The organism is Janthinobacterium sp. TND4EL3, assembly GCF_900156175.1.
Lineage (GTDB): Bacteria > Pseudomonadota > Gammaproteobacteria > Burkholderiales > Burkholderiaceae_D > Janthinobacterium.
Genome location: NZ_FTMV01000002.1, coordinates 120,204 through 146,177, shown reverse-complemented (window position 1 = coordinate 146,177; position 25,974 = coordinate 120,204). Strand labels below are relative to the sequence as shown.

Sequence of the window (25,974 nt, the reverse complement as noted above, 5' to 3'; positions counted from 1 at the left end):
AAAAATACGGTTAGTGGTGCAAAAAAAACAGGAAAGCGCCGGGGTCACGCTTTGGCTACCCAGCGCGGGTAATACTGTGCAACCGCCCCGCCATCGGTGCGCAGGGCATGACATTTGTCGAGTTGAAACGGCTTTTCATGCGGCAAATCAGCATTCGCGCCGTCGCGGGTCGACCAGACATCGCCGGCAAATGCCTGAACCGTCGCAGTCGGCAAGACTTGCGCCAGTTCGGTCAAATGGGTACAGCCAGCGATTCCCGCCAGGCGCTGTTTCAAGTCGCGGCGGAAATTCTTCAATAAATTCAGACCGATCAGCGCCCTGTAAGCGGGGCCGATGGTATCGCAAAAACCGGGATAAGGCACGGCATCGGAAGCAGCTTCGGCCTCGACGATGTTCAGTGCGTGATCGACGGTAATGCGCAAGTGGAGGTCATGCAGGGGAGTGCCAGCGGGGCGTGGGCCGGAGGCCAGGGCCGCGTCATAGCTTTTGATGTCGGTGATACGGGCGTCAATATCCCACAGGCCGTCGTCGCGCATATACGCTTGGACGTCGATAACGCGGGAGTGCCGTAGGGCGCGCCGGGATACGGGAGTTGACAGGGGCATAAGACCGATGCCGCTTGCGCGGCCAAAATTTAGTAAGCAGCCATGTGCATAAAGCACGCTGTTCGCAGCTTCTACGAACAGCAACCGCACCTGCGGCGCCGCAAAAACCCTAAAAGTGTAGCACATTGCGCGCAGGTTGCGCCGCAACATAATTTTTCATTGCATCGTTAAAAACATTTCAAATTATAAATACAATGCAGTGATTTTCGCAAAGTCATTTGATTTGTGAATGATTGATATCATAAAAATCATGCTTCGCATGGCGCCCCGTCCGGGCAGTTGGGCACGGCCTCTTCAGCCACGCCCAGCGCCAGCAGTATCGGCAGCACGCCCACGCCGAAGCTGCGCGCATGGATGGTGATTTCCGCCAGATTCTCGTCTTCGCCCGACAGCAATATGCCGTCGCGTACCATGGCCTGCTGCAAGCGACGCAATACCGGCCATGCAAATGCCGCCCATGCCTGCGCCGTCTGCTGCCCCTCCTGGCGGGCCAGCAGGAATAACTGTTGCAGATGCAACACACCTATGCCGCCGCCTGTCACCGGACTGGCCAACGCTGCCAGGTCGGTGCGGCCCAGTGCCTTTTGCAGCAGATGCCGGTTCAGCCTTGCCGTGGCCGGCCGCGCCAGTGCAATCGCCGCGTCCTCCTGCACCTGCACGATGCATGATTTATGGCACAGGACCAATATCATTTGCAGCAGAGCGCCAAGGTCGATGCCATTGCCGCGCAGGTCACCTTCGAGTCCGCCGATGCTGTGTGGCTCGTAATCACCGAACACGTCGAGCAGCGCGCCATAGGCAAGCGGATCGAGATCGGCCTCGCCCAGGGCACCGCTGGCCTTCATGCTGATCTGTTCCCTGGACGCGACCAGCATGAAACGCAGCGCGCGCAGGGCCGTGCCCTGTTCGTGGGCATTGAGCCTGCGCCCGCCCTTGACCCAGTAATCCTGCCGAAACTGGCGATTGAGCATGAAATCGCCCGTGGTTTCACGGAAACTGGCATCGGGAATACGCACCAGGAAGTCCAGTTGTTCCGGTGTCAAATTCAAGGGTAGGACGTGATCGACGTAGGCCGCCGAACCGGCAAACTCCAGCTTGGCGGCGCGCAATACGGGATCGATGACGGCAAATGAAGCGGGTTGCCAGTAATGATTGAAAAATTCGTGGGCCACGTAGTTCGCGTCCATCTCGCCGATCTGTTGCATGCGGACGGCGATACTGGGATTGACCTGCAAATAGCGTGGCTTGGTCTCCAGCATGCCTTTGACGAACGACAAGGCACTGCCGACGCGTGACAGCAGATCCTGTCCCGGCGCGCTCAGCACACGGCTGTGCTGTTCCATCAGGTCGCGGATGGGCGCCATTGCCGCCCAGCCCGCTTGAGTGTTGTAACTGATATACAGCACGCCACCGGGCTTGAGTTTGCGCGCCAGGAAATCGACGATACATGCCTGGTTTTCCGGTGAAATCCAGCTCCAGATGCCGTGCTGGGCAATAAAATCGAAGTCGGGCAAGTCGGTGCGGGCGCAAAATTGCTGGAACGAGTCGTCCGACAGCACCGCGCCGTTCCCCGACACCTGGGCCAATTCCTGCGCAAACGCTGTCTGGGCGGGACTGAAGTCCGTGCCATACCAGCGCGTGGTCCCCGCTGCCGCATGGATATTGACGCTCATGCCCTGGCCAAAGCCCAGCTCGCATGCGGTGCCGACCTTCGGCGGCTGGATGCCCCAGCTCAACAGCAACAGCTGCGTACGCAAGGGGTTCAATTCCGTGTAATAGCCGTAGGTATATTCGGTTTCAGCCGTGTAGCCATCATGCCAGTTGCGCATCAGGTGTCCCGTGTATTGAGTATAAGCTGGGACGCAACATGCGCAGCAGCAGTTGGGCAGAATAACTGATCCTTGCTGTCAAGCTAACAAATATTACTCATCCTCCGGCTCCAGCCCCTTCAGGGCCACCTGCACGGCGCGCTGCGAAAAGCCGCGCTGCATCAGGAAACGCATCTGTTTGTTGCGCTGTTCGGCATCCTGCGCCACTTGTCCGAATTTACGGCGCCACACCTCGCAGGCGCGCGCAACCTCCCCTTCGGCCAGGCCCGCCTTGAGTTCCTGCAGCGCTTCGCCGCCTATGCCATGGCTTTGCAGTTCCGCCATGATGCGGCTATTGCCGAAACGGGCCGAGCGGCGGTGGATCAGCGACTCGGAAAAGCGCTCCTGCGACAGCCAGTTGGCCTTTTCTAGGCTGTCGAGCAAGGCTTCCACGTCGTCGCCCTCCTGCGCATGCCGCTGCAGCTTGCGCCGCAATTCCATGCGGCTGTGTTCACGCATCGACAAAAAGCGTAGCGCCCTGCCCTTCAGACTTAGTTGTACTGCGGCCATACACCCACCTTGTCTTTCATTCCACGATCACATCACCCAAACACAATCGCCGCCCGGCGCAACAGCGCGGGACGGCGATCATGGTCACACCTTGCAGCAAGCCATGCGTAGGTCGGATTAGGCCCCTTGGGCCGTAATCCGACAACATTGTTGACGTCTGTGGTGTTGTCGGATTACGCGCGGCTTTGCCGCGCTAATCCGACCTACTCTGCCTTGGCTTCCGCAGCCTTGGCAGCCTTGTCGGCGGCCTTATCCGCTTTTTCCGGCTTTTCAGCAGCCAGCGGCGGCAGTTCGCGCACGCCCAGCGAAGCGCGGACCTTGTTTTCGATTTCGCGCGCCAGCGCCGGACGCTCTTGCAGGAAGGCGCGGGCGTTGTCCTTGCCCTGGCCGATGCGTTCGCCGTTGTAGCTGTACCACGAACCGGATTTTTCCACGATCTTGGCATCCGAACCCAGGTCCAGGATTTCGCCTTCGCGCGAGGTGCCGGCGCCGTACAGGATGTCGAAGTGCGCTTCCTTGAACGGCGGCGCGATCTTGTTCTTGACGACCTTGACCTTGGTTTCGTTGCCGATCACTTCATCGCCGGACTTGATCGAGCCGGTGCGGCGGATGTCCAGGCGCACGGAAGCGTAGAATTTCAGGGCATTGCCGCCCGTGGTCGTTTCCGGGCTGCCGAACATCACGCCGATCTTCATGCGGATCTGGTTGATGAAGATGACCAGGGTATTCGTGCGGTTGATGGAACCGGTCAGCTTGCGCAGCGCTTGCGACATCAGGCGGGCTTGCAGGCCCGGCAGGGAGTCGCCCATGTCGCCTTCGATCTCGGCGCGTGGGGTCAGTGCGGCCACGGAGTCGATGACGACGAGGTCGACACTGCCCGAACGCACGAGGGCGTCGCAGATTTCCAGCGCCTGCTCGCCCGTGTCCGGTTGCGAGATCAGCAATTCGTGCAGGTTCACGCCCAGCTTTTGCGCGTAACCGACGTCGAGCGCGTGCTCGGCATCGATAAAGGCGCAGGTGCCGCCCAGTTTTTGCATTTCAGCAATGGTTTGCAGGGTCAGCGTGGTTTTACCCGACGATTCCGGACCGTAGATTTCCACCACGCGGCCGCGCGGCAAGCCGCCCACGCCCAGCGCGATATCGAGGCCGAGCGAACCGGTCGACACGACTTGCACTTCTTCGATCGGTGCGCTGGCATCCATGCGCATGACCGAACCTTTGCCAAACTGCTTCTCGATCTGCGCCAGTGCGGCGGCCAGCGCCTTGGCTTTTTCCGATGCGGGTACTACAGCTTTTTTATCGTCCATATGTTCTTTCAGCCGTTCTACAGTTGCGGATTGACTGGAATCCTGCAGCCTGCGATGGCGCCAGTGGGTTAAATTCTTTACACAGACAGTACTGTATAAAAAAACAGTGATCAATGCAAGCGGAACGTGGATTTGTTTTGAAACAGATCAATACAACCCTGTTTTTCACAAAAACTCGCCACCTTGCGCAAAATGAAACACAATACAAGCTTCTATGCCGCGAGCCGAGGAAGTCTCACCATGCGTATTTTACTTGCCGAAGATGACAGCGTCCTGGCCGATGGCCTGACCCGTTCGCTGCGCCAGTCGGGCTATGCCATCGACTGCGTCAAAAACGGGCAGGAGGCCGATACGGCCCTGTCCACCCAGGAATTCGACTTGCTGATCCTCGACCTGGGCTTGCCGAAAATGTCCGGGCTGGAAGTGCTGCGCCGCCTGCGCGCGCGCGCCTCGCTGCTGCCCGTGCTGATCCTGACGGCCGCCGATTCCATCGAGCAACGTGTAAATGGCCTCGACCTCGGCGCCGACGATTATATGGCCAAGCCGTTCGCCCTGTCGGAACTGGAGGCAAGAGTGCGCGCCCTGACGCGCCGCGGCGCCGGCGGCGGCGCCACCATCATCAAGCACGGGCCGCTCAGCTATGACCAGGTGGGCCGCAGCGCCTACATCAACGACCAGATGCTCGACCTGTCGGCGCGCGAACTGGGCTTGCTGGAAATCCTGCTGGGCCGCACGGGCCGCCTCGTCTCCAAGGAACAATTGGTCGACCACCTGTGCGAATGGGGCGAGGAAGTATCGAACAACGCCATCGAAGTGTATGTCCACCGCTTGCGCAAGAAGATCGAAGTGGGCGGCGTGCGCATCGCCACCGTGCGGGGCCTCGGTTACTGCCTGGAAAAATTCTCGGAGGCGCGCCTGCACGCCGAGACGGCTGAGGCGGGCAACGCGGGCACTCCCGCCAACACGCCCGCCAGCAAGTGAAGGCGCGCGAGGCGCCTGCGGACGAGGCGGCGGAAGACGACTGGTTCGAGCCGCCCACGACGGAGCAGGATGACACCATCGAGCATTCGCTGTTCGGCGAAATCCTCGACTGGATGCTGGCGCCCCTGCTGCTGCTGTGGCCGATGAGCATCGCCATCACCTACCTGGTGGCCAAGAGCATCGCCAACCAGCCCTTCGACCATGCGCTGGAAGACAGCGTCACCGTGCTGACGCAGCAGGTAAAACAGGCCGATGGCCAATTGCAGCGCCGCCCGCCGGAAAATTCTGGCGGCAAGCAGGGCCGCGATTTCCTGCGCGGCGACGACGTCGACACCCTGTATTACCTGGTGGTGGGGCCGCGCGGCGAATACCTCGACGGCGACCGCGACCTGCCGCCGCCGCAGGACCCCGACAAATACCGCAGCGGCACGGTGCTGTTCCGCAACGACACCATCCACGGCACGCCCGTGCGCGTGGCGTTCACGTATCTCGACATGCCGTCCAGCACCGACGACGACCCGCGCCGCGCGCTGGTGCAGGTGGCCGAGACACTGGAAAAGCGCGCCCAGCTGGCCAATGAAATCATCAAGGGCGTGATTTTGCCGCAGTTCATCATCCTGCCCGTCATCCTCGCCCTCGTCTGGTTTGCCCTGGCGCGCGGCCTGTCGCCGCTGGCGCAGCTGCAGGAGCGCATCCGCGCGCGGCCGCCCGACGACCTGTCGCCCATCGAATCGGGCCAGGTGCCCGAGGAAATCACGCCGCTGGTCGGTTCGCTCAACGAGATGCTGGCGCGGCTGTCGTTGTCGATCGACATGCAGAAGCGCTTCATCGCCGATGCGGCGCACCAGATGAAAACGCCGCTGGCAGGCATGCGCATGCAGTCGGAGCTGGCCTTGCGCCAGACGGACCACGACGAAATCCACCGTTCGCTGCTGCAGCTGGCCAAGAGTTCCGAAGCGGCCACGCGGCTGGTGAACCAGCTGCTGGCCCTGGCGCGCGCGGAAAACCAGCCGCAGGCGGGCACGGCATTCGAACCGATCGAACTGAGCGAGCTGGCGCGCGGCGTGGTGCAGGACTGGGTGCAAGCCTCGTTTGCCCAGCATATCGACCTGGGCTTCGAGCAGCCCGGGTATTCGATCATGATTTCCGGCAACGCCATCATGCTGCGCGAACTGCTGAGCAACCTGATCGACAATGCCCTGCGCTACACGCCGGCCGGCGGCAGCGTGACCGTGCGCGTGCGCAGCACCCTGGAACTGGCCATCCTGGAAGTCGAGGATACGGGCCCCGGCATTGCACCGGCCGAGCGTACCCACGTCTTCGAGCGTTTTTACCGCATTCTGGGCAGCAATGTCGACGGCAGCGGCCTGGGCCTGGCCATCGTGCGCGAGATTGCCCAGCAGCACGGCGCCGAAGTCGACATTTTTCATAATCCGCGCGCGCACTCGCCGAAGCTGCCGGGCACCTTGCTGCGCCTGAGCGTCGCCCTGCTGCTGCCGGACCCGCCCGAAGAGGATGACATCACGTATGGATAAGCCCAGCCCTCCTGCCGCGCCAGCGCGGCCATCGCAAGCGCCCAGCCCCGAGCTGCAGCAGCGCCGCGATGCCCACTGGAAAAAAACGCGGCGCCTGACGGCCATCCTCCTGAGCATCTGGCTGCTGACGGGCTTCCTGACCGTGTTTTATGCGCGCGAGCTGCTGCACCTGAACCTGTTCGGCTGGCCCCTGCCCTTCTACATGGCGGCGCAGGGCGCCTCGCTGGTGTACCTGGCCATCATCGCCTTGTATGCCTGGCGCATGCGGCGCCTGGACCGGGCTTTTCATGCCGAGGAACAGGCATGAGCGGCCAGCGCACGTTCTTTGCGCGCCTGTGCCGCTACTACCTGCTGTTTGCCGGCGGTTTCGCCGCCTTCCTGCTGGCCCTGACCGTGCTGGAACAGGAAGGCATGCCGCGCGCCTGGATCGGCTACCTGTTCATGTTCGCCACAATCAGCCTGTACGCCACCATCGGCGTCATCAGCCGCACCTCGAACGTCACCGAATACTACGTGGCGGGGCGGCGCGTGCCGGCCATGTTCAATGGCATGGCCACGGCCGCCGACTGGATCTCGGCGGCCAGCTTCATCAGCCTGGCGGGCGGCCTGTACCTGAACGGCTTCGACGGCTTGGCCTTCATCATGGGCTGGACGGGCGGCTATTGCCTGGTGGCGCTATTGATCGCGCCCTACCTGCGCCGCTTCGGCCAGTACACGATTCCCGATTTTCTCGCCGCCCGCTATGGCAGCGGCACCGACAAACGGGGCGCCAGCGTGCGCGTGGTGGCCGTGGCCGCCACCATCATCGTCTCGTTCACCTACGTGGTGGCGCAAATCTACGCCGTCGGCCTGATCGCCTCGCGCTTCACGGGCGTGGATTTTTCCGTCGGCATCTTCCTGGGCCTGGCCAGCATCCTCGTGTGCTCCTTTCTTGGCGGCATGCGCGCCATCACGTGGACGCAGGTGGCGCAATACATCATCATCCTCGTCGCCTTCCTGATTCCCGCCATGTGGCTGTCCGTCAAGCATGCGGACAATCCCGTGCCGCAAATCGCCTACGGCAAGGTGCTGCCGCAGCTGAGCGCACGCGAACACGTGCTGGAAGCGGACCCGAAAGAAAACGAAGTGCGCGCCATCTTCCGCCAGCGCGCGCAAAGCTATCAGGCGCGCGTCGACGCCTTGCCCGCGTCCTGGGAGCAAGGCCATTTGGCCGCCCAGCGCCAGCTCGATGGTTTGCGCAAGCGCAATGCCTCGCTGTTCGACATCCGCAATGCGGAACGCACCCTGATTGCCTATCCGAAAAGCCCGGAAGAAGCGCGCGTGCTGTGGCAGGCGGCGCAAGTGCACAACCAGAAGCGCGCCGAACCGATCACGCCGCATGCGCTGCCCTTTCCCGCGGCTGATCGGGCGCAATCCGACATCAAGCGCAACAATTTTCTCGCCCTCGTGTTTTGCATGATGCTGGGCACGGCCGCCCTGCCCCACATCCTGATGCGATCGTACACCACGCCCTCGGTGCATGACACGCGCGTGTCCGTGTTCTGGACCCTGTTTTTCATCCTGTTGATCTACCTCACCATTCCCGCGCTGGCCGTGCTGGTCAAGTACGATATCTATTCCGCGCTGGTGGGCACGCAATACGCGAACCTGCCCACCTGGGTGTCGTACTGGGCCAATGTGGACAAGCTCAGCCCCCTGATCAGCATCGTCGACGTGAACCGCGACGGCATCGTGCAACTGGCGGAAATTTCCATCGATGCCGACGTGCTGGTGCTGGCCACGCCCGAGATCGCCGGCCTGCCCTATGTGATTTCCGGCCTGGTGGCGGCCGGCGGCCTGGCCGCCGCCCTGTCGACGGCGGACGGCCTGCTGCTGGCCATCTCCAACGCCCTGTCGCACGATATTTATTACAAGGTGGTCGATCCCACGGCCTCGACGCAAAAGCGCGTGACGATTTCAAAATTGCTGCTGCTGGCCGTGGCCTTCATCGCCGCGTATGCCGCTTCGCAAAAGCCGGCCGACATCCTGTCCCTTGTGGGCATCGCCTTTTCGCTGGCCGCCTCGACCCTGTTCCCGCCCCTGGTGCTGGGCGTGTTCTGGAAACGCGCCAATTTCCAGGGGGCGCTGGCCGGCATGTGCACGGGCTTTGGCGTCTGCCTGTACTACATGTTGCACACAAGCACCATGCTGGGAGGCAATGCGAGCGGACAATGGTTCCATATCGCACCGATTTCCGCCGGCATCTTCGGCGTGCCGGCCGGCCTGGCCGCCGCCGTGCTGGTCAGCTGGCTGACGCCGGCGCCGGGGCGGCGCAGCACGGGGCTGGTCGACCATATCCGCGCGCCGGAATGAAGACCTAAAAAATGACGTGTAGAAACATCCTGAGAGACTGCAGCAATGTTAATCTTGTGAAAATGGTACTCAAATGACTACCACATTTCGCAACACCATATGGAGCATGGATGCGGTCCAGTCTTGCCAGTCTTCTCTGCGCTATCGGCGCCCCGCTTTGCCTGCTACTGTCTGCCGCCAGCCACGCGAACGACGACCGGGCAACCGTCACCGTCACGGCAGCCTTACCTATGGAGCAATTTTTCGAGAATGCCGCGCTAAGCGGCGCCCTGCTGTCGCCCGATGGACGCCAGCTGGCCCTGCGCGTGGTTCCCGGCGACGGACACGACCGCCTGGCCGTGCTCGACCTGGCCAGCATGCGCATGCAGCCCGCAGCCGGCTTCACCGACGCCGCGATAGGTGATTTCCTGTGGGTCAATGAGCGGCGCCTGGCCTTCCGCCTGACGGACCGTTGGCAAGGCCAGGGACGCAGCCGCTACGGTTCGGGCCTGTACGCCGTCAACAGCGATGGCAGCGCGTTTCGCCAGCTTGCCGCGCGCCAAAGTACGCAGCAGTCGAAATCCGGACGAACCTTGCTGCCACCAAATACGATCTTGATGGAAAGTATCGGCGACGAGCGCGGCACCGCCATCCATGCGCTGCAAACCGAGCATGGCGAACACGGCGCCGTGCAGGCGGCAACGCTGCTGAGCCTCGATAGCGTCAATGGCAACCATACGGAAATCGACGCCCCCGCCGGTATCGGCTACTGGTTGTATGACCAGGGCGGCCAAGCGCGCATCGCCACGGCCCAGACCCATGACCAGAACCGCGTGTACTGGCGCGATCCCGCCACGGAACAATGGCAGTTACTGGCGCAATTCGATCCGCGCAGCAACGCAAAAGACGTCTTCGAACCTGCGTTCCTGACGCCGGACGGCCACTTCTATGTCAGCGCCAGGAATGGTGGCGACAAGGCGGCGCTGTACCGTTACAACCTGCAGACAAGGCAACGCGACGCGCAGCCTGCCGTGGCCTCGCCCGATCACGATATCCGCGCCAGCATGGTGCGCAGCAATACCCGCCTGCTGGGCATCCGCTACACCACCGACACGGAAACCACCGTCTGGCTGGATGAGGACATGCAAGCCGTGCAAAAGAGTGTCGACGCCCTGCTGCCCACCACCGTCAACACCCTGAGCGTGGGCACGCGCAGCGAAACGCCCTTCGTGCTCGTAGCCAGCCGGTCGGCCACCCAGCCCGCCATCTACCATCTGTACCAGCGCGACACGGGCCTGCTCACGGTCCTGGCCAAGTCGCGTCCCGGCGTCAACGCCGCGCGCATGTCTGCAAAGCAATTGCAGCACTACACGGCGCGCGATGGCCTGCGCATCCCCGCCTGGCTGACCCTGCCCAAGGCCGGCGCAGGCAAGCCACAGGCCGCGCGGCTGCCGCTGATCGTGTTCGTGCATGACGGTCCCTGGCAACGCGGCACTTGGGGCTGGAGCGGCGAGGCGCAGTTTCTCGCCTCGCGCGGCTACGCCGTGCTGGAACCCGACTACCGCGGCAGCGAAGGCCTGGGCGACGCGCATTTCCGCGCTGGCTGGAAGCAATGGGGGCTGGCCATGCAGGACGACCTGGCCGATGGCGTACGCTGGGCCATCGCTCAAGGCTACGCCGATCCGCGCCGCGTCTGCATCGTCGGCGCCGGCTATGGCGGCTACGCGGCGCTGATGGGACTGGCCAGGGATGGCGAGCTGTACCGCTGCGGCGTGGCCCTGTCCGCAGTTGCCGATCTGGAGACCATCGCCGACGGACGCTGGCGCGTCGGCGCCAGCCTGTACGAGCGCTACGACCGCTATCCCGCCAGCAGCCTGATAGGCGAGGCCCCCCGCGATGCAGCCCAGTGGCGCGCCAGCTCGCCCCGCCATGTGGCCGCGCGCATCACACAGCCCGTGCTGCTGGCGCATGGACAGCTCGACCGTCGCGTTGCCGCCAGCGACGCAGCCAGCCTGTACCAGGCCATCCGGCAAGGCAACCCGAACGCGGAATGGCTGCGCTATGACGATGAAGGCCAGGGCTTGACACTGCCCGGCAACCGCATCGACTTCTGGCGCAAAGTCGAGCAATTCCTGGCCCGCCACAATGGCCCTCGCTAACCCTGATCCTGCTCATCCATGACCTTATCGCATTTCCTGCGCGCCGCCCTGGCGGCCGTTTTCCTCGTCGCCACGAACGCCGGCGCGCAAGCCGCGCCGCCTTTGTCGGCCTTCTTTTCGAATCCCGAATTCAGCGGCGCCCTGCTGTCGCCCGAGGCGCGCTACCTGGCCGTGAAGGTCAACGGCCCCAACCAGCGCGACCGGCTGGCCATCGTCAATCTGCTCGATAACAGCATCAAGGTCGTGGCGCAATTCAGCGATGTCGACGTGGGCGATGTCGAATGGGTCAACAACGAGCGCCTGATCCTGAACACGCGCGACCGCCAGACGGCGCCCGGCGACCTGCGTTTCGGGCCGGGCCTGTTTGCCGTCAACCGCGACGGCAGCAACTTTCGCCAGCTGGCCGCCCGCAGCGCCATGCCCGATGCCTCCTCCTCCGTCTATAAATTGCTGCCCTGGCATACCTACCTGATGGGACAACGCGGTGCGCAGGATTCCCAGGCCGTGTATGTGCGCAGCACCGTGTACAGCTCGACGGGCGAAGTCGACTATGAAGGCTTGCGGCAACTCGATACGCTGACGGGCCGCAGCACGAGCGTCAAGCCGCCAGGCAAGGTGCGCCGCTGGCTGCTCGACCAGCATGGCGAACCGCGCCTGGCCGTGACCCGGGAGCGCAATATTGAAACCATCATGTACCGGGAACCGGACGGCGGCGGATGGCGCACGCTGGCGCAGTTCGACGCCTACCTCGGCGGCCCCGATGCCTTCACCCCGCTCTCCTTCGGCCCGGACGGCACCCTGTACGTGAGCGCCCGCCTGGGCAGCGATACGCTGTCCGTGCATGCCTACGACCTGGCCAACAGCCGCATCATGCCCACGCCCATCCTCTCGCTCGACGGCTATGATTTCAGCGGCAATCTGATCGTGCGGCACGGCAAGCTGCTGGGCGTGCGTCACCTCAGCGATGCGCGCGCCACGCGCTGGTTCGATCCCGCCATGACGGCGACCCAGGCGCGCATCGACGCCCTGCTGCCAGCGACCATCAACCTGGTCTCGCTGGCGGCCCGACCCGCCACCCCCTTCATGCTGGTGACCTCGTATTCCGACCGGCAGCCGGGCAAATTCTCGCTGTTCAATAGCGACACGGGCAAGCTGAGCATCATCGGCGAGACCCAGCCGCTCATCCAGCCGGCGCAGATGAGCGAGCAGCAGCTGGTGCGCTACACGGCGCGCGATGGCCTGGCCATTCCAGCCTGGCTTACCGTGCCCGCCACGAGTTCTGGCAAGCAGCTGCCGCTGGTCGTGCTCGTGCATGGCGGCCCGTATGTGCGCGGCAGCTCCTGGCAATGGAATGCCGAAGTGCAATTTCTTGCCTCGCGAGGTTATGCCGTGCTGCAACCGGAGTTTCGCGGCAGCACAGGCTTTGGCGCCAAGCATTTTCGGGCAGGCTGGAAACAATGGGGCTTGAAGATGCAGGACGATCTCGCCGACGGCGCGCGCTGGGCGATCGCAGAGGGGATCGCCGATCCGCGTCGCATCTGCATCGCCGGCGCCAGCTATGGCGGCTATGCCGCCCTGATGGGCCTGGTCAACGATCCCGACCTGTTCCGCTGCGCCGTCGACTGGGTGGGCGTGACCGACATTAACCTGCTGTATAGCGGCCACTGGAGCTTCAAGTCCGACCTCGGCGATGACTGGAAACAGTACGGCATGCCTGAGCTGATTGGCGACCGGACGGCCAACGCGGCCCAGTTCCAGGCCACCTCGCCCATCGCCCAGGCGGCGCGCATCACCCAGCCACTGCTGCTGGCATACGGCGCCGCCGACCAGCGGGTGCCGTTGTACCACGGCAAGCAATTTTATGCGGCCGTCACACAGCACAACCGCGATGTCGAATGGGTGGTCTACGACGAGGAAGGCCATGGCTGGACGCTGCCGAAGAACCGCATCGACTTCTGGGGCCGGGTGGAGAAATTCCTCGACAGAAATATCGGAAAAGACAGCGTCCCGCTAAAAAAGGAGTAGGCTGGAGGACCGTTTCATTTGCGAGGAAATCTCATGCCATCTGGAAAAATTCTTGTCGCCCAGGGAGGCGGCCCCACCGCCGTCATCAACCAGTCGCTGGTGGGCGTGGTACTCGAATCGCGGCGTTTTCAACATGTCACGCGCGTGTATGGCGCGCTGCACGGCGTACGCGGCATCATCAATGAAGAGTTTGTTGATCTGACGCAAGAAACCAGCCATAACCTGGAACTGGTAGCCGCCACGCCATCGTCCGCCCTCGGTTCCACGCGCGACAAGCCGGATATTGCCTATTGCCAGCAAATCTTCGAAGTGCTGCGCGCACACGAAATCGAGCATTTCTTTTACATCGGCGGCAATGACTCGTCCGACACGGTGCGCATCGTCAGCGAGGAAGCGCACAAGGCCGGCTATCCGCTGCGCTGCATCCACATCCCGAAGACCATCGACAACGACCTGGTGGGCAGCGACCACACGCCCGGCTTTCCCTCGGCCGCGCGCTTTGTTGCGCAGGCCTTCGCCGGCGCCAACCTCGACAACGCGGCCTTGCCCGGCGTGTACGTGGGCGTGGTGATGGGGCGTCACGCGGGCTTCTTGACGGCCGCCTCGGCGCTGGGCAAGAAATTCCCCGACGATGGCCCGCACCTGATCTACCTGCCCGAGCGCGTCTTTGCGCTCGATCAATTCCTCGCCGACGTGAAAGCCACCTATGCGAAATACGGCCGCTGCGTGATCGCCGTCTCGGAAGGCATCCACGATGCGTCCGGCGAGCCGATCGCCAGCCTGCTGGCCAGACAGGTGGGCAACGAAGTCGAGCGCGATGCGCACGGCAATGTGCAACTGTCGGGCACGGGCGCGCTGGCCGACCTGCTGTGCGACGAAATCAAGGCCAAGCTCGGCATCAAGCGCGTGCGCGGCGATACCTTCGGCTATCTGCAACGCTCCTTCATCGGCTGCGTCTCGGATGTCGATCAGCGCGAAGCGCGCGAAGTGGGCGAAAAAGCCGTGCAGTTCGCCATGTGGGGCGAGCGCGACGGTTCCGTCGCCATCAAGCGCACGGGCTTTTATTCCGTCGATTACGAATTGCTGCCGCTCACCGACGTGGCGGGCAAGACGCGCACCATGGAAGACGAGTTCATCAGCGCCAGCGGCACCGACGTGACCGATGCTTTCCGCCTGTATCTGCGTCCGCTGCTGGGCTCGGGCATGCCGGACGCCTTCCGCCTGCGGGCGGCCAAGGTGGCGAAAGTACTCAATCCTTGAATTTTTCTGAAGTTACCTACCTAAAGAAGGCACAAGAAAAACAGGCGGCGCATTGTTACGCCGGTGTCGAATTCCTTAAACTTCAGATTTACTTAATAAGCAAGTAATACCTCAAGATGCTTGGGTCAAGCAGAAGAGCAAAAAAAAGCGGCGATGCATTCGCATTCGCCGCTTTTAACAACCATTGTGATGCTGTTAGATCACAATGGTCTGGTGCTCGTCGCCGTTACGGGCGCGGATGGTGCCGATGCGCGAGACGGTTTCGCCGGCCGCTTGCAGCTGGGCAATGGCGGCGTCCGCGTTTTCCTGCGAGACGATGACGGTCATGCCGATGCCGCAGTTGAAGACGCGGTGCATCTCGGCGTCAGCCACGCCGCCGTGCTGTTGCAGCCACGTGAACAGCGGCGGCATGGTCCATGCCTTCGAATCGAGCTCGGCGACCAGGCCGGGCTGCAGCACGCGCGGGATGTTTTCCACCAGGCCGCCGCCGGTGATGTGCACCATGCCCTTCACTTCCATGGCGTCCATCAGCGCCAGCAGCGGCTTGACGTAGATGCGCGTCGGCTGCATCAGCACGTCAGCCAGCTTACGGCCGTGGAAATCGCCTTCCAGGTCCGGCTTCGCCACTTCGATGATCTTGCGCACCAGCGAATAACCGTTCGAGTGCACGCCCGACGAGGCCAGGCCCAGCACCACGTCGCCCGGGGCGATCTTGGTGCCGTCGATGATTTTCGATTTTTCCACGGCGCCGACGGCAAAACCTGCCAGGTCGTATTCGCCGGCCGGGTACATGCTCGGCATTTCCGCCGTTTCGCCGCCGATCAGCGCGCAGCCCGCTTGTTCGCAACCCTGGGCGATGCCCTTGATGACGTCGGTGGCGATGGCCACGTCCAGCTTGCCGCAAGCGAAGTAGTCGAGGAAGAACAGCGGTTCGGCGCCTTGCACCAGGATGTCGTTGACGCTCATGGCGACCAGGTCGATGCCGACCGTGTCATGGCGGTTCAGTTCGAACGCCAGGCGCAATTTCGTGCCGACGCCGTCGGTACCCGAGACCAGCACCGGCTCCTTGTACTTCTTGCTGATTTCAAACATGGCGCCAAAACCGCCCAGGCCGCCCATCACGCCTTCGCGCAGGGTGCGCTTGGCAAACGGCTTGATTGCTTCGACTAAAGCGTCGCCTGCGTCGATATCGACGCCAGCGTCACGGTAGGAAAGGGAAACATTAGAAGTCTGGTTCATGGTGTGGTGGCAGCGGAGGCGGTAAAATAGAAGGCGGATACCCGCTGGCACGCGCGCGCAAGCATGTTTTTCAACATCATGCGGCAGGACGCCAGCGGGTGAATTCGGTCGATCAAGACGCTATTTTATCAAACTGCCCCGCCATTTCGTAATTTACTGCCTTTTTTTAACGCACAAGCTCAAACCCCATGCCATTCGCCATCACCGCCGAACAGAAGCAAACAGCATTTTGGATCGCGGTCTGGCTGGCATTTTTGCTGCTGCTCGTCAGCCTGGGCCCCATCCTGACGCCCTTCCTGGCCGCCGCCATCCTCGCCTACGTGCTCAATCCGGGCGTGGACCGCTTGCAGCGCCTGCACTACAAGCGCTTTTACGTGCCCCGTCCGCTGGCCGTGCTGGTCGTCGTGGTGTTGTTTTTCCTCGCCATTACGGCGCTGGTGCTGATCGTCGTTCCCGTGCTGCAGAAGGAAATCCCCCTGCTGCAGGCGCAAATCCCCCAATTCCTGAGCAAGGCGAACGACTTCCTCGCGCCGAAACTGCGCGACCTGGGCATCCGCGTGCGCCTGGACGGCACGGGCATCAAGCGCATGCTGAGCCAGCAGATGGCCACCAGTGGCGATGAAATCTGGAGCACCGTGCTGGCCTCGGCCCGCATTGGCGGCACGGCCGTGCTGGGCTGGCTGGCCACCGTGGTCTTGATTCCCGTGGTGCTGTTCTACCTGTTGCTGGACTGGCATCCGATGCTGGCGCGCATCGCCGGCGCCGTGCCGCGCCGCTGGGTCGGCCGCACGGTGGGCATGGCGCAGGAAGTCGATACCCTGCTGGCGCAATACCTGCGCGGCCAGTTGCTCGTCATGCTGGTGCTGGCGACCTATTACTCGGTGGCCCTGGCCATCGCCGGTTTTGAGGTCGCATTGCCTGTGGGCATCATTACGGGCTTGCTGGTGTTCATCCCCTACCTGGGCTTCGGCCTGGGCCTGATGCTGGCGCTGATCGCCGCCCTGCTGCAGTTTGCCGACTGGAGCGGCGTCATCGCCGTGGCCGTCATTTACGGCTGCGGCCAGGTCATCGAAGGCTTTTTCCTCACGCCGCGCCTGGTGGGCGAGCGCATCGGCCTGAACCCGCTGGCCGTGATCTTCGCCTTGCTGGCGTTCGGACAACTGTTCGGTTTCGTCGGCGTTTTGCTCGCCTTACCCGCTTCTGCCGTCCTGATGGTCGCTTTTAAGCATCTAAGACGCCACTACCTCTCCAGCAGCTTCTATAATACCTAGTAAAAGCGGATATCATATCAACCTAGCAATACCACGATGCACATGCAGTAATGAAAAACAGGACAAGGCGTACGCCATGAAACAACTGGTGCTCGATTTAGGCACAGACCAGGCGCACAGCCTCGATACCTTCGAGGTGGGACAGAATGCCGAAGTGGCGCAGCTGATGCGCCAGTTCGCCGCGCGCACGTCGCGCGAACATTTTGCCTACCTGTGGGGCGAACTGGCCGCCGGCAAGAGCCACCTGCTCAAGGCCCTGGCCAGCACCGAGCGCGCGCGCTACATTTCGCCATTCTCGATCGAGTCCGAATTCGTGTATTCGCCCGACGTCGACCTGTACCTGCTCGACGACTGCGAAAAGCTGTCGCCGCTGGCGCAGATCGACGCCTTTGCCCTGTTCAATGAAATCCGCGCCAACAAGGCGTTCATGGTGTGCAGCGGCGCCGTGCCGCCCGCCGTGCTGCCCGTGCGCGAAGACTTGCGCACGCGCATGGGCTGGGGCCTGATCTACCAGATCCACGGCTTGACGGACGATGAAAAAATCGCCGCCCTGACCCAGGCGGCCACCACCCGCGGCTTGACCTTGTCGCCCGGCGTGTTACCCTATCTGCTGTCCCATTTCCGGCGCGACATGCGTTCGCTGTCGACGATGCTGGACTCCCTCGACCTCTACTCCCTTGAAACCCAACGCCCGATCACCTTGCCATTGTTGCGCGAGTTGCTGCAGGCGGAAGCGAAAGAATGATGAATCTGGCCCTGTTTGACCTCGACCACACCCTGCTGCCCATCGACTCGGATCACGAGTGGGGCGAATTCCTGGTACGCATCGGTGCCGTGGACGCCGCCGAATTCACCCGCCGCAATGACGAATTTTTCGCGCAATACCAGGCCGGCACGCTCGATCCGGTGGAATACCTGGAATTCTCGCTCGGCACCCTGGCGCAATTCCCGCGCGAACGCCTCGAAGCGCTGCACCGGCAATTCATGGCCGAAGTGGTCTTGCCGGCCATCCGCCCGGAAGTCGTGGCCCTGCTGAAACAGCACCAGGACGCGGGCGACCTGCTGGCCATCGTCACGGCCACCAACCATTTCATCACCAAACCCATCGCCGATGCACTGGGCGTCGAGCACCTGCTGGCCGCCATGCCCGAATATGACGAGCAAGGCAATGTCACGGGCAAGCTGCTGGGCACGCCGACCCTGGGCGCGGGCAAGCTGACCCACACCCACGCCTGGCTGGAAAAGATGGGCAAGGAACTGGGGCAGTTCGAGCGCAGCTATTTTTACAGCGATTCGCACAACGACATTCCCCTGCTGTCGGTCGTGACCCACCCCGTCGCGACCAATCCCAATGCCGCGTTGACAGCACACGCATCCCTCCACGGCTGGCCATCACTCCACTTATTCAATGATTAAAAAATTCATCCGCAAGATCCTCGGCGTTAAAAAAGAGGCAGCGCGCGACACCACGGCACCCATCGTGCTCGGTCCTGCGCAACACGGAATCGACCCGAAACTGGTGTCGTCGAATGCCATCCGCGTCACCAGCAGCCTGCAGGAAGCGGGCTTCGAGGCCTTTGTCGTCGGCGGCGCCGTGCGCGACCTGCTGCTGGGCGTCAAACCCAAGGACTTCGACATCGCCACCAACGCCACGCCGGAACAGGTCAAGCGCTTGTTCCGCCGCGCCTTCATCATCGGCAAGCGCTTCCAGATCGTGCACGTGATGTTCGGCCAGGATTTGCTGGAAGTGACGACCTTCCGCGGCGCAGGCGCCGACTCGGCGCCCAAGGATGAACATGGCCGCGTCCTGCGCGACAACACCTTCGGCCTGCAGCACGAAGACGCGCTGCGCCGCGACTTCACCATCAACGCCATGTACTACAACCCGGCCACGCAGGAAGTGCTCGATTACCACGGCGGCGTGGAAGACATCCGCGCCAAGACCTTGCGCATGATCGGCAAGCCGGAAGAGCGCTACCGCGAAGACCCCGTGCGCATGCTGCGCGTGGTGCGCTTCGCCGCCAAGCTGAAATTCACCATCGAGCCGCATACGGCCGCGCCGATTCCCGTCATGGCGCCGCTGATCAACAACGTCCCGGCGCCGCGCGTGTTCGACGAAATGCTCAAACTGCTGATGAGCGGCCACGCGCTGGCCTGCCTGCAGCAGCTGCGCAAGGAAGGCTTGCATCACGGCCTGCTGCCGCTGCTCGACGTGGTGCTGGAACAGCCGCTGGGCGCGAAATTCGTCACCCTGGCGCTGGACGCCACGGATCAGCGCATCGCCGCCGGCAAGACCGTCTCGCCGGGCTTCCTGTTTGCCTCGCTGCTGTGGCACCAGGTACTGGAAAAATGGACGGCCTACCGCGCCGCCGGCGAATCGACCATCCCCGCGCTGCACCTGGCGGCCGACGACGTGCTCGACTCGCAGACGGAAAAACTGGCCCTGCAGCGCAAGATCGGTTCCGACATGCGCGACATCTGGTCGATGCAGCCCCGCTTCGAGCGCCGGGTCGGCAAGGCGCCGTACAAATTGCTCGAACACCTGCGCTTCCGCGCCGGCTACGACTTCCTGCTGCTGCGCTGCGCCTCGGGCGAGATCGACGCGGACATCGGCGAATGGTGGACGGCATTCTATGAAGGCGACGAGGAAACGCGCGAAGCGCTGCTCGTCAGCGCCAATGCCGCGCCGGGCGCCGTCAAGAAGAAGCGTCCGCCGCGCCGCAGCACGCGCAGCAAGACGGGTGGCGGCACCACCACCGGCAGCACCAGCGGAGAATAATGTCAGTGATCGCTTACATCGGCATCGGGGCGAACCTGGGCGACGCGCGCGCCAACGTGCAGGATGCGATCGCGCGCCTGGCGCGCCTGCCCGGCGCCAGCTTGCTGGACGCCTCGGCCAGCTACCGCACGGCGCCCATCGATTCCAGCGGCGACGACTACGTCAACGCCGTGGCGCGCATCAGCACCACCCTGCCGGCGGAGGAATTGCTGCTGGCCCTGCACGCCATCGAGGCGGCGCACGGGCGCGAACGGCCCTACCGCAACGCCCCGCGTACCCTGGACCTGGATTTGCTGCTGTACGGCGATGCACAGATCGCCAGCGCCACCCTGACGGTGCCCCATCCCCGTATCACCGAGCGCGCCTTCGTGCTGGTGCCGCTGCTGGACCTTGCCCCGGCCATCGCCGTGCCCGGACTCGGGCCGGCGCAGGACTACCTGGCGGGCGTGGCCGACCAGGCCATCAGCCAACTCTGAGCGCCGCGCGGCATTGCTCTACAATGCCGCCCCTGCACGCCGCCATATAAAGTACTACACTAGCGGCGTCGCAATAGCATCACCCCCCTTTCACTCTAGAGAATACCTATGTCCGCTTATTTGCAAGGAACAGATCTGGCCGCAAAAGACAAGGCCGCCACACCGGCGCCGGCGCCATCCAAGCCTGTCGCCAACAAGGCCGTGACCATCCATACCCTGGCCACGTTGCGCGCCGCCGGCGAAAAGATCACCATGCTGACCTGCTATGACGCCAGCTTCGCGTCGCTGATGGACCGCTGCGGCGTGGAGATCCTGCTGATCGGCGATTCGCTCGGCATGGTCTGCAATGGCCACAACTCCACCCTGCCCGTCACCGTGGCCGAACTGGCTTACCACACGGCGTCCGTGGCGCGCGGCAGCAAGTCGGCCATGATCATGTCCGACCTGCCGTTCGGCGCGTATGGCACGCCTGAAACAGCCTATGCCAACGCCGTCATCCTGATGCAGGCGGGCGCGCACATGGTCAAGATCGAAGGCGGTGCCTGGCTGGCCGAGACGGTGCGTTTCCTCACCGAGCGCGGCATCCCCATCTGCGCCCACATCGGCTTGACGCCGCAATCGGTGCACCAACTGGGTGGCTATAAGGTCCAGGGCAAGAGCACGGAAAGCGCCGCCGAACTGAAAAACGACGCGCTGGCGCTGCAAAACGCGGGCGCCGCCATCGTACTGATGGAAGCCATGCCGTCGCAGCTGGGCAAGGAAGTGACCGACATGCTGACGATTCCCACCATCGGCATCGGCGCCGGTCCCGACTGCTCGGGCCAGGTCCTCGTCATGCACGATATGCTGGGCGTCTTCCCGGGCCGCAAGGCGCGCTTCGTGCGCAACTTCATGGAAGGCGCGGCCAGCATCGACGACGCCGTCACCGGCTACGTGAAAGCCGTCAAGGACGGCAGCTTCCCGGCGCTGGAACACTGCTTCTGATGTAGTTTGTTTTACGTCCAAGTCGGCTTACGCGCTGCGCGCTAAGCCGACCTACGAAACCATCCACGCTATAGGTCGGGTAGGTCGGGTAGGTCGGATTAGGCCGCAGGCCGTAATCCGACAACACCGCAGGCGCAAATCCCTACCCCACCTGTATCCACGTCGTCTTCAGCTCCGTGTACTTGTCCAGCGCGTGCAGCGACTTGTCGCGCCCGTTGCCCGACTGCTTGTAGCCGCCGAACGGCACGGTAATGTCGTCGCCGTCGTACTGATTGACGTGCACGGTGCCGGCGCGCAAGGCGCGCGACGTCTGGATGGCCTTGCTGATGTCCGAGGTCCACACGGCCGCCTGCAAGCCGTAGGGCGTGGCATTGGCCTGCTTTACCGCCTCGGCGATATCCGTAAAGCCCAGCACGGACAAGACGGGCCCGAAGATCTCTTCGCGCGCGATCGTCATGCCGGCATCCACGCCGAAGATGGTCGGCTGCACGTAGTAGCCGCCCGTATCTACGCGCACGGCCTCGCCGCCGCCCAGCAGCTGGGCGCCTTCGTTCTTGCCCGTCGCGATATAGCCCATCACCGTTTGCATTTGCGTGGCGTCGACGATGGCCCCCATGACGGTGGCTTCATCGAGCGGGTCGCCCGGCTGGAAGCGGGGCAGCATGGCCAGTGCCTTGGCGATGAATTCTTCCTTGATCGATTCTTCCACGAACAGGCGCGAGGGCGCGTTGCAGCTTTCGCCCTGGTTGAAAAAGATGGAACCGACGGCGGCCGCCACGGCCTTGTCCAGGTCCGGGCAATCGGCGCACACGATGTTGGCGGACTTGCCGCCCAGCTCAGTCCACGCCCGTTTCAGGTTCGACTGGCCCGCCATCTGCACGATCAGTTTCCCTGTGCGCGTGGAGCCCGTAAAGCCGATGCAATCGACATCCATGTGCAGCGCCAGCGCGGCACCGGCCTCGTTGCCGTAGCCGGGCAGCACGTTGAAGACGCCCGCCGGCACGCCCGCTTCCAGCGCGATGTCGGCCAGGCGCAGGGCCGTCAGCGGCGATTTTTCCGACGGCTTCAGGATCACGCTGTTGCCGGCCGCGAGGGCGGGCGCGATCTTCCAGGCAGCCATGATCATCGGGTAATTCCACGGCACGATAGCGGCGACGACGCCCACCGGTTCGCGCGTGATCAGGGCCAGGCTGTTGGCGGGCGTCGGGGCGATTTCATCGTAGACCTTGTCGATCGCCTCGCCATACCAGCGCAGGCAATTGGCCGTGGCGCCCACGTCCACGCTCTGGCTGTACTTGATCGGTTTACCCATGTCCAGGGTTTCCAGCAGAGCCAGCTCGGGACCGTATTTCTGTACCAGGTCGGCGAACTTGATCAATATCCGCTTGCGCTGCGCCGGCGACTTGCCGGCCCAGCGGCGGTCGTCAAAGGCGGCGCGCGCGGCCTGCACGGCCGCCTCCACGTCGGCGCCGTCGCAGCGGGCCACCTGCCCCAGCAAGCGCCCGTCGATGGGCGACAGATTGTCGAAGGTCCGGCCTGACCTGGCCGCGACCCGCTCGCCGTTGATGAAGGCGCGTCCATCGATCTTGATCTCTGCGGCCCGTGCATGCCAACTGGTGTTTTCCGTCATGGTCGTCTCCTGTGTCAGTTTACAAGCAGCTTACTCCTGGTCCGCCGAATACGCCGCGGACATCTGCTTGCGGCGTCTGCGGTCGGCACGCGCCAGCAGCACGGCATACACGATCACGGCAATCGTCACGACGAGGATGGTCAGCGCGGCGATGGCATTGACGCGCGGATCGAGCCCCAGGCGCGCGCGCGAGAAGATCACCAGCGGCATCGTCGTCGAACCGGGGCCGGACAGGAACGCGGAGAGCACCACGTCGTCGAGCGACAGGGTGAACGTCAGCAGCCAGGCCGAGGCCAGCGCTTGCGTGATGTTCGGCAGGGTCACGAGGAAGAACACCTGGTGCGCGCGGCAGCCCAGGTCCATGGCCGCTTCCGCCAGGGACTTGCTCATTTCCTGCAAGCGCGATTGCACCACCACGGCCGCATACGCCATGCCCAGCAAGGTGTGGCCGAGCCAGATGGTCAGCACGCCCCGCTCGGGAAAACCGAAGACCTTTTGCATGGACACCAGCATCAGCAGCAGGGACAGGCCGATGATCACTTCGGGCATCACCAAAGGCGCGCTGACCATGGCGGAAAACACCGTGCGGCCGCGGAAGCGCTGGTAGCTGGTCAAGGCAAAGGCGGCAAACGTGCCGAGGATGACGGAAGACGTCGCCGACATGAATGCGATTTTTAGTGACAGGCCGAAGCCCGAGATGATTTCCGCATCGTTCATCAACTCGCTGTACCAGCGCAGCGAAAAGCCGCTCCACACCATGTCCTGGCGCGAGCTGTTGAACGAAAAGACGATCAGCACGATGATGGGCAGGTAAAGGAACAAATAGCCCAGCGAGAGCCAGCCGCGCCCGAACCAGCGCTGCAGGAAGGTACGTCCGTTCATGTGCGCTCCTCCGCGTCCTGGTCGGTCTTGTATTTGTTAAAAACGGCCATCGGCACGAGGATCAGCAGGATCACCAGCACCGTCACCGACGAAGCCATGGCCCAGTCGTTATTCGTGAAATACTCATCCCACAGCACGCGGCCTATCATCAGGGTTTCCGGGCCGCCCAGCAGCTCGGGAATCACGTATTCGCCCACGGACGGAATGAACACCAGCATGGCGCCGGCGATGATGCCCGACTTCGACAGAGGCACGGTGATGCGCCAGAACGCCTGCAAGGGCGTGGCGCCCAGGTCTGCCGCCGCTTCCAGATAACGCACGTCCATTTTCACCAGGTTGGCGTACAGGGGCAGGATCATGAAGGGCAGATAGGCATACACCATGCCGACGACCAGAGAAAACGAGGTGTTCATCATGTGCAGCGGTTCGCTCACCACGCCCAGCGCGATCAAGAGATCGTTGAGCAGGCCGTGGTTGGCCAGGATGCCCTTCCACGCATACACGCGCAGCAGGAACGAAGTCCAGAACGGCAGCATCACCAGCATCATCAGCACGGGGCGGATCGATGGCCTGGCGCGCGCCATGAAGTAGGCGAACGGGTAGCCGATGAGGAGGCAGATGGCCGTGGTGATGGCCGCGTACTTGATGGAACTGAGGTAGGTGAGCAGATACAGTTCATCGGCGGCGATGAACAGGTAGTTGGCGATTTTGACCTTCAGCACGACGATGCCGTCGACGTACGACAGCAGGCCGCCGAACGGGCTGCCGGCCGTGTCCATGTCGGACAGGCTGATGCGCAGCACGATCAGGAACGGTATTAAAAAGGCGGCCGTCAGGAACAGCGCCGGCACGGCGATGACGGCGTTGCGCCCATTGACCCAACGCAGGGTGACGAGCTTGCGCAGCGATTGCAGAATGGACGTCATGATGGCCTCAGCTGGTCAGCACGACGATGTCGGCGCCATCCCACCACACCCACACGCGCTGCTCGCGCTCAAGGCGCGCGGCGTCGTGGCGGGCCGCGTTGGTGCGCGAGACTTTCACCACCGTGCCGCTGTCGAGGCGCACATGATAGCTGGTTTCATTGCCAAAATACGCCATGGCGACGATCACGCCCTGGGCGCAGTTGTAGCCGTGTTCCTTTGGTGAAGCCCGCTCTTCCAAAGCGGGCGGCGCGATCTGGATGCCGATCTTTTCGGGGCGCACGGCCACCGAGACATCCATGCCCAAGTTGCCCGTGATGCCATGCGCGACATAGTGGCGGCCGTCGGGCGTGTCGATGACCACGTGATCGGGTTCGTCTTCCGTGATGCGGCCATCGAACAGGTTGACGCTGCCGATGAAGTCGGCGACGAAGCGGCAATTCGGCGTCTCGTAGATTTCGCCCGGCGCGCCCACCTGCAGGATGCGCCCTTCGCTCATGACGGCAATGCGCGTGGCCATGCTCATGGCCTCGTCCTGATCGTGCGTGACCATCACGCACGTCACGCCTACCTGCTCGATGATGTTGACCAGTTCCATCTGCGTGCGTTCGCGCAGTTTCTTGTCGAGCGCGCCCAGCGGCTCGTCGAGCAGCAGCAATTGCGGACGCTTGGCCAGGCTGCGCGCCAGCGCCACGCGCTGCTGCTGGCCGCCCGACAGCTGGTGCGGCTTGCGCTTCGCGTATTGGCCCAGCTGCACCAGCGCCAGCATCTGCTCGACCCGCGCCGCCACTTCCGCTTTCGGCAAGCCGTCGCGGCGCAGACCGAAGGCGATGTTGTCCCACACGGACAAGTGGGGGAACAGCGCGTACGACTGGAACATCATGTTGATGGGCCGCTGGTGCGGCGGCACGTCGACGATGCTGTTGCCCGCCAGGGCGATGCGCCCCGAGGTCGGCGTCTCGAAACCGGCCAGCATGCGCAGCAGGGTCGACTTGCCGCAACCTGAACTGCCCAGCAGGGCGAAGATCTCGCCCTTGTTGATCGTCACGGAAATACCATCGACGGCGCGCACGCCATCGAATTCCTTGACCAGCTGATCAATCAGCAAGAAAGGCGCTTGGGCGTCGCTGGCCGACGCGGCAGGTGTTGCTATCGTCATGTGTGGGTAGCTTCTGGGTAAAAGGGTGTCAAAATGAAAAACTGGCCACT

The 25,974-nt window shown here is 63.2% G+C and carries 22 protein-coding genes; 13 read left to right on the top strand and 9 right to left on the bottom strand.

The window, feature by feature from the left end; translation table 11 throughout:
• Positions 1-44: 44 nt before the first annotated feature.
• The 4 genes from BXA07_RS04235 to recA form a co-directional block, all read right to left on the bottom strand.
• Positions 45-605 (bottom strand): DUF2889 domain-containing protein, encoded by a 561-nt coding sequence (locus tag BXA07_RS04235; RefSeq protein WP_076566477.1) that lies wholly within the window; start codon positions 603-605, stop codon positions 45-47.
• Positions 606-853: 248 nt separating this feature from the next.
• Positions 854-2,434: a methyltransferase regulatory domain-containing protein gene (locus BXA07_RS04230; protein WP_076565926.1), complete on the bottom strand. Its 1,581-nt coding sequence runs from the start codon at positions 2,432-2,434 to the stop codon at positions 854-856.
• Between the two features lie 93 nt (positions 2,435-2,527).
• Complete coding sequence (gene recX / locus BXA07_RS04225; RefSeq protein ID WP_076565924.1) at positions 2,528-2,983, bottom strand: recombination regulator RecX; 456 nt, start codon at positions 2,981-2,983, stop codon at positions 2,528-2,530.
• A gap of 203 nt (positions 2,984-3,186) precedes the next feature.
• Positions 3,187-4,290: a recombinase RecA gene (recA, locus tag BXA07_RS04220; protein ID WP_076565922.1), complete on the bottom strand. Its 1,104-nt coding sequence runs from the start codon at positions 4,288-4,290 to the stop codon at positions 3,187-3,189.
• 240 nt (positions 4,291-4,530) lie between these two features.
• Here recA and BXA07_RS04215 point away from each other — a divergent pair, with 240 nt between their 5' ends.
• The 7 genes from BXA07_RS04215 (at position 4,531) to BXA07_RS04185 (ending at position 14,581) form a co-directional block, all read left to right on the top strand.
• Positions 4,531-5,271, top strand: coding sequence for a response regulator (locus tag BXA07_RS04215; protein ID WP_076565920.1), 741 nt, complete (start codon positions 4,531-4,533; stop codon positions 5,269-5,271).
• On the top strand, positions 5,268-6,806 hold the full coding sequence (locus BXA07_RS04210; RefSeq protein ID WP_076565918.1) for a sensor histidine kinase: 1,539 nt from the start codon (positions 5,268-5,270) through the stop codon (positions 6,804-6,806). The genes BXA07_RS04215 and BXA07_RS04210 overlap by 4 nt, the downstream gene beginning before the upstream one ends.
• On the top strand, positions 6,799-7,113 hold the full coding sequence (locus tag BXA07_RS04205) for a DUF4212 domain-containing protein (RefSeq protein WP_076565916.1): 315 nt from the start codon (positions 6,799-6,801) through the stop codon (positions 7,111-7,113). Before BXA07_RS04210 ends, BXA07_RS04205 begins: the two co-directional genes overlap by 8 nt.
• The gene (locus BXA07_RS04200; protein ID WP_076565914.1) at positions 7,110-9,158 is read left to right on the top strand and encodes a sodium:solute symporter family protein; all 2,049 of its coding nucleotides are present in this window, start codon (positions 7,110-7,112) and stop codon (positions 9,156-9,158) included. The genes BXA07_RS04205 and BXA07_RS04200 overlap by 4 nt, the downstream gene beginning before the upstream one ends.
• Before the next feature lie 230 nt (positions 9,159-9,388).
• Positions 9,389-11,296 carry a S9 family peptidase gene (locus BXA07_RS04195; protein WP_170909605.1) on the top strand — a complete coding sequence of 636 codons (1,908 nt, stop codon included), beginning with the start codon at positions 9,389-9,391 and terminating at the stop codon, positions 11,294-11,296.
• An 18-nt stretch (positions 11,297-11,314) separates the two neighbouring features.
• Entirely contained in the window at positions 11,315-13,321 is a 2,007-nt protein-coding gene (locus tag BXA07_RS04190) for an alpha/beta hydrolase family protein (protein ID WP_076565912.1), read from the top strand.
• Positions 13,322-13,354: 33 nt separating this feature from the next.
• Complete coding sequence (locus tag BXA07_RS04185; RefSeq protein WP_076565910.1) at positions 13,355-14,581, top strand: 6-phosphofructokinase; 1,227 nt, start codon at positions 13,355-13,357, stop codon at positions 14,579-14,581.
• Positions 14,582-14,776: 195 nt separating this feature from the next.
• Here the strand turns inward: BXA07_RS04185 and purM are convergent, their stop codons facing one another.
• Complete coding sequence (gene purM / locus BXA07_RS04180; protein WP_034746051.1) at positions 14,777-15,820, bottom strand: phosphoribosylformylglycinamidine cyclo-ligase; 1,044 nt, start codon at positions 15,818-15,820, stop codon at positions 14,777-14,779.
• Positions 15,821-16,008: 188 nt separating this feature from the next.
• On the opposite strand from purM, the gene BXA07_RS04175 reads away from it, so the two are divergent.
• The 6 genes from BXA07_RS04175 (at position 16,009) to panB (ending at position 21,330) form a co-directional block, all read left to right on the top strand.
• Positions 16,009-17,091, top strand: coding sequence for an AI-2E family transporter (locus BXA07_RS04175; protein ID WP_076565908.1), 1,083 nt, complete (start codon positions 16,009-16,011; stop codon positions 17,089-17,091).
• 76 nt (positions 17,092-17,167) lie between these two features.
• Complete coding sequence (hda, locus tag BXA07_RS04170) at positions 17,168-17,836, top strand: DnaA regulatory inactivator Hda (protein WP_058048421.1); 669 nt, start codon at positions 17,168-17,170, stop codon at positions 17,834-17,836.
• Entirely contained in the window at positions 17,836-18,507 is a 672-nt protein-coding gene (locus BXA07_RS04165) for a histidinol-phosphatase (RefSeq protein WP_076566473.1), read from the top strand. The genes hda and BXA07_RS04165 overlap by 1 nt, the downstream gene beginning before the upstream one ends.
• Positions 18,500-19,870, top strand: a complete 1,371-nt coding sequence (gene pcnB, locus BXA07_RS04160; RefSeq protein ID WP_070311685.1) for a polynucleotide adenylyltransferase PcnB — start codon at positions 18,500-18,502, stop codon at positions 19,868-19,870. Before BXA07_RS04165 ends, pcnB begins: the two co-directional genes overlap by 8 nt.
• Positions 19,870-20,346 carry a 2-amino-4-hydroxy-6-hydroxymethyldihydropteridine diphosphokinase gene (folK, locus tag BXA07_RS04155; RefSeq protein ID WP_076565906.1) on the top strand — a complete coding sequence of 159 codons (477 nt, stop codon included), beginning with the start codon at positions 19,870-19,872 and terminating at the stop codon, positions 20,344-20,346. Before pcnB ends, folK begins: the two co-directional genes overlap by 1 nt.
• A 108-nt stretch (positions 20,347-20,454) precedes the next feature.
• The gene (panB, locus tag BXA07_RS04150) at positions 20,455-21,330 is read left to right on the top strand and encodes a 3-methyl-2-oxobutanoate hydroxymethyltransferase (protein ID WP_170909604.1); all 876 of its coding nucleotides are present in this window, start codon (positions 20,455-20,457) and stop codon (positions 21,328-21,330) included.
• Between the two features lie 142 nt (positions 21,331-21,472).
• On the opposite strand, the gene BXA07_RS04145 is transcribed toward panB, so the two are convergent.
• From BXA07_RS04145 to potA, 4 genes are read right to left on the bottom strand one after another with little or no spacing between them, the layout of a single operon-like run.
• Entirely contained in the window at positions 21,473-22,960 is a 1,488-nt protein-coding gene (locus tag BXA07_RS04145; RefSeq protein ID WP_076565904.1) for an aldehyde dehydrogenase, read from the bottom strand.
• Between the two features lie 30 nt (positions 22,961-22,990).
• Positions 22,991-23,842, bottom strand: a complete 852-nt coding sequence (locus tag BXA07_RS04140; protein ID WP_076565902.1) for an ABC transporter permease — start codon at positions 23,840-23,842, stop codon at positions 22,991-22,993.
• Positions 23,839-24,768 (bottom strand): ABC transporter permease subunit, encoded by a 930-nt coding sequence (locus tag BXA07_RS04135; protein ID WP_076565900.1) that lies wholly within the window; start codon positions 24,766-24,768, stop codon positions 23,839-23,841. The genes BXA07_RS04140 and BXA07_RS04135 overlap by 4 nt, the downstream gene beginning before the upstream one ends.
• A 7-nt stretch (positions 24,769-24,775) precedes the next feature.
• Positions 24,776-25,924, bottom strand: coding sequence for an ABC transporter ATP-binding protein (gene potA / locus BXA07_RS04130; RefSeq protein WP_076565898.1), 1,149 nt, complete (start codon positions 25,922-25,924; stop codon positions 24,776-24,778).
• Positions 25,925-25,974 lie beyond the last annotated feature (50 nt).

What these genes read in the sequence shown, in the direction of transcription:
- BXA07_RS04215 (WP_076565920.1), top strand. Translation starts at nt 4,531, where the DNA reads ATGCGTATTTTACTTGCCGAAGATGACAGCGTCCTGGCCGATGGCCTG.
- potA (WP_076565898.1), bottom strand. Translation starts at nt 25,924, where the DNA reads ATGACGATAGCAACACCTGCCGCGTCGGCCAGCGACGCCCAAGCGCCT.
- purM (WP_034746051.1), bottom strand. Translation starts at nt 15,820, where the DNA reads ATGAACCAGACTTCTAATGTTTCCCTTTCCTACCGTGACGCTGGCGTC.
- BXA07_RS04190 (WP_076565912.1), top strand. Translation starts at nt 11,315, where the DNA reads ATGACCTTATCGCATTTCCTGCGCGCCGCCCTGGCGGCCGTTTTCCTC.
- BXA07_RS04145 (WP_076565904.1), bottom strand. Translation starts at nt 22,960, where the DNA reads ATGACGGAAAACACCAGTTGGCATGCACGGGCCGCAGAGATCAAGATC.
- BXA07_RS04205 (WP_076565916.1), top strand. Translation starts at nt 6,799, where the DNA reads ATGGATAAGCCCAGCCCTCCTGCCGCGCCAGCGCGGCCATCGCAAGCG.
- recX (WP_076565924.1), bottom strand. Translation starts at nt 2,983, where the DNA reads ATGGCCGCAGTACAACTAAGTCTGAAGGGCAGGGCGCTACGCTTTTTG.
- BXA07_RS04135 (WP_076565900.1), bottom strand. Translation starts at nt 24,768, where the DNA reads ATGACGTCCATTCTGCAATCGCTGCGCAAGCTCGTCACCCTGCGTTGG.
- BXA07_RS04185 (WP_076565910.1), top strand. Translation starts at nt 13,355, where the DNA reads ATGCCATCTGGAAAAATTCTTGTCGCCCAGGGAGGCGGCCCCACCGCC.
- BXA07_RS04200 (WP_076565914.1), top strand. Translation starts at nt 7,110, where the DNA reads ATGAGCGGCCAGCGCACGTTCTTTGCGCGCCTGTGCCGCTACTACCTG.
- folK (WP_076565906.1), top strand. Translation starts at nt 19,870, where the DNA reads ATGTCAGTGATCGCTTACATCGGCATCGGGGCGAACCTGGGCGACGCG.
- BXA07_RS04165 (WP_076566473.1), top strand. Translation starts at nt 17,836, where the DNA reads ATGAATCTGGCCCTGTTTGACCTCGACCACACCCTGCTGCCCATCGAC.
- BXA07_RS04230 (WP_076565926.1), bottom strand. Translation starts at nt 2,434, where the DNA reads ATGCGCAACTGGCATGATGGCTACACGGCTGAAACCGAATATACCTAC.
- hda (WP_058048421.1), top strand. Translation starts at nt 17,168, where the DNA reads ATGAAACAACTGGTGCTCGATTTAGGCACAGACCAGGCGCACAGCCTC.
- panB (WP_170909604.1), top strand. Translation starts at nt 20,455, where the DNA reads ATGTCCGCTTATTTGCAAGGAACAGATCTGGCCGCAAAAGACAAGGCC.
- pcnB (WP_070311685.1), top strand. Translation starts at nt 18,500, where the DNA reads ATGATTAAAAAATTCATCCGCAAGATCCTCGGCGTTAAAAAAGAGGCA.
- recA (WP_076565922.1), bottom strand. Translation starts at nt 4,290, where the DNA reads ATGGACGATAAAAAAGCTGTAGTACCCGCATCGGAAAAAGCCAAGGCG.
- BXA07_RS04175 (WP_076565908.1), top strand. Translation starts at nt 16,009, where the DNA reads ATGCCATTCGCCATCACCGCCGAACAGAAGCAAACAGCATTTTGGATC.
- BXA07_RS04235 (WP_076566477.1), bottom strand. Translation starts at nt 605, where the DNA reads ATGCCCCTGTCAACTCCCGTATCCCGGCGCGCCCTACGGCACTCCCGC.
- BXA07_RS04195 (WP_170909605.1), top strand. Translation starts at nt 9,389, where the DNA reads ATGGAGCAATTTTTCGAGAATGCCGCGCTAAGCGGCGCCCTGCTGTCG.
- BXA07_RS04140 (WP_076565902.1), bottom strand. Translation starts at nt 23,842, where the DNA reads ATGAACGGACGTACCTTCCTGCAGCGCTGGTTCGGGCGCGGCTGGCTC.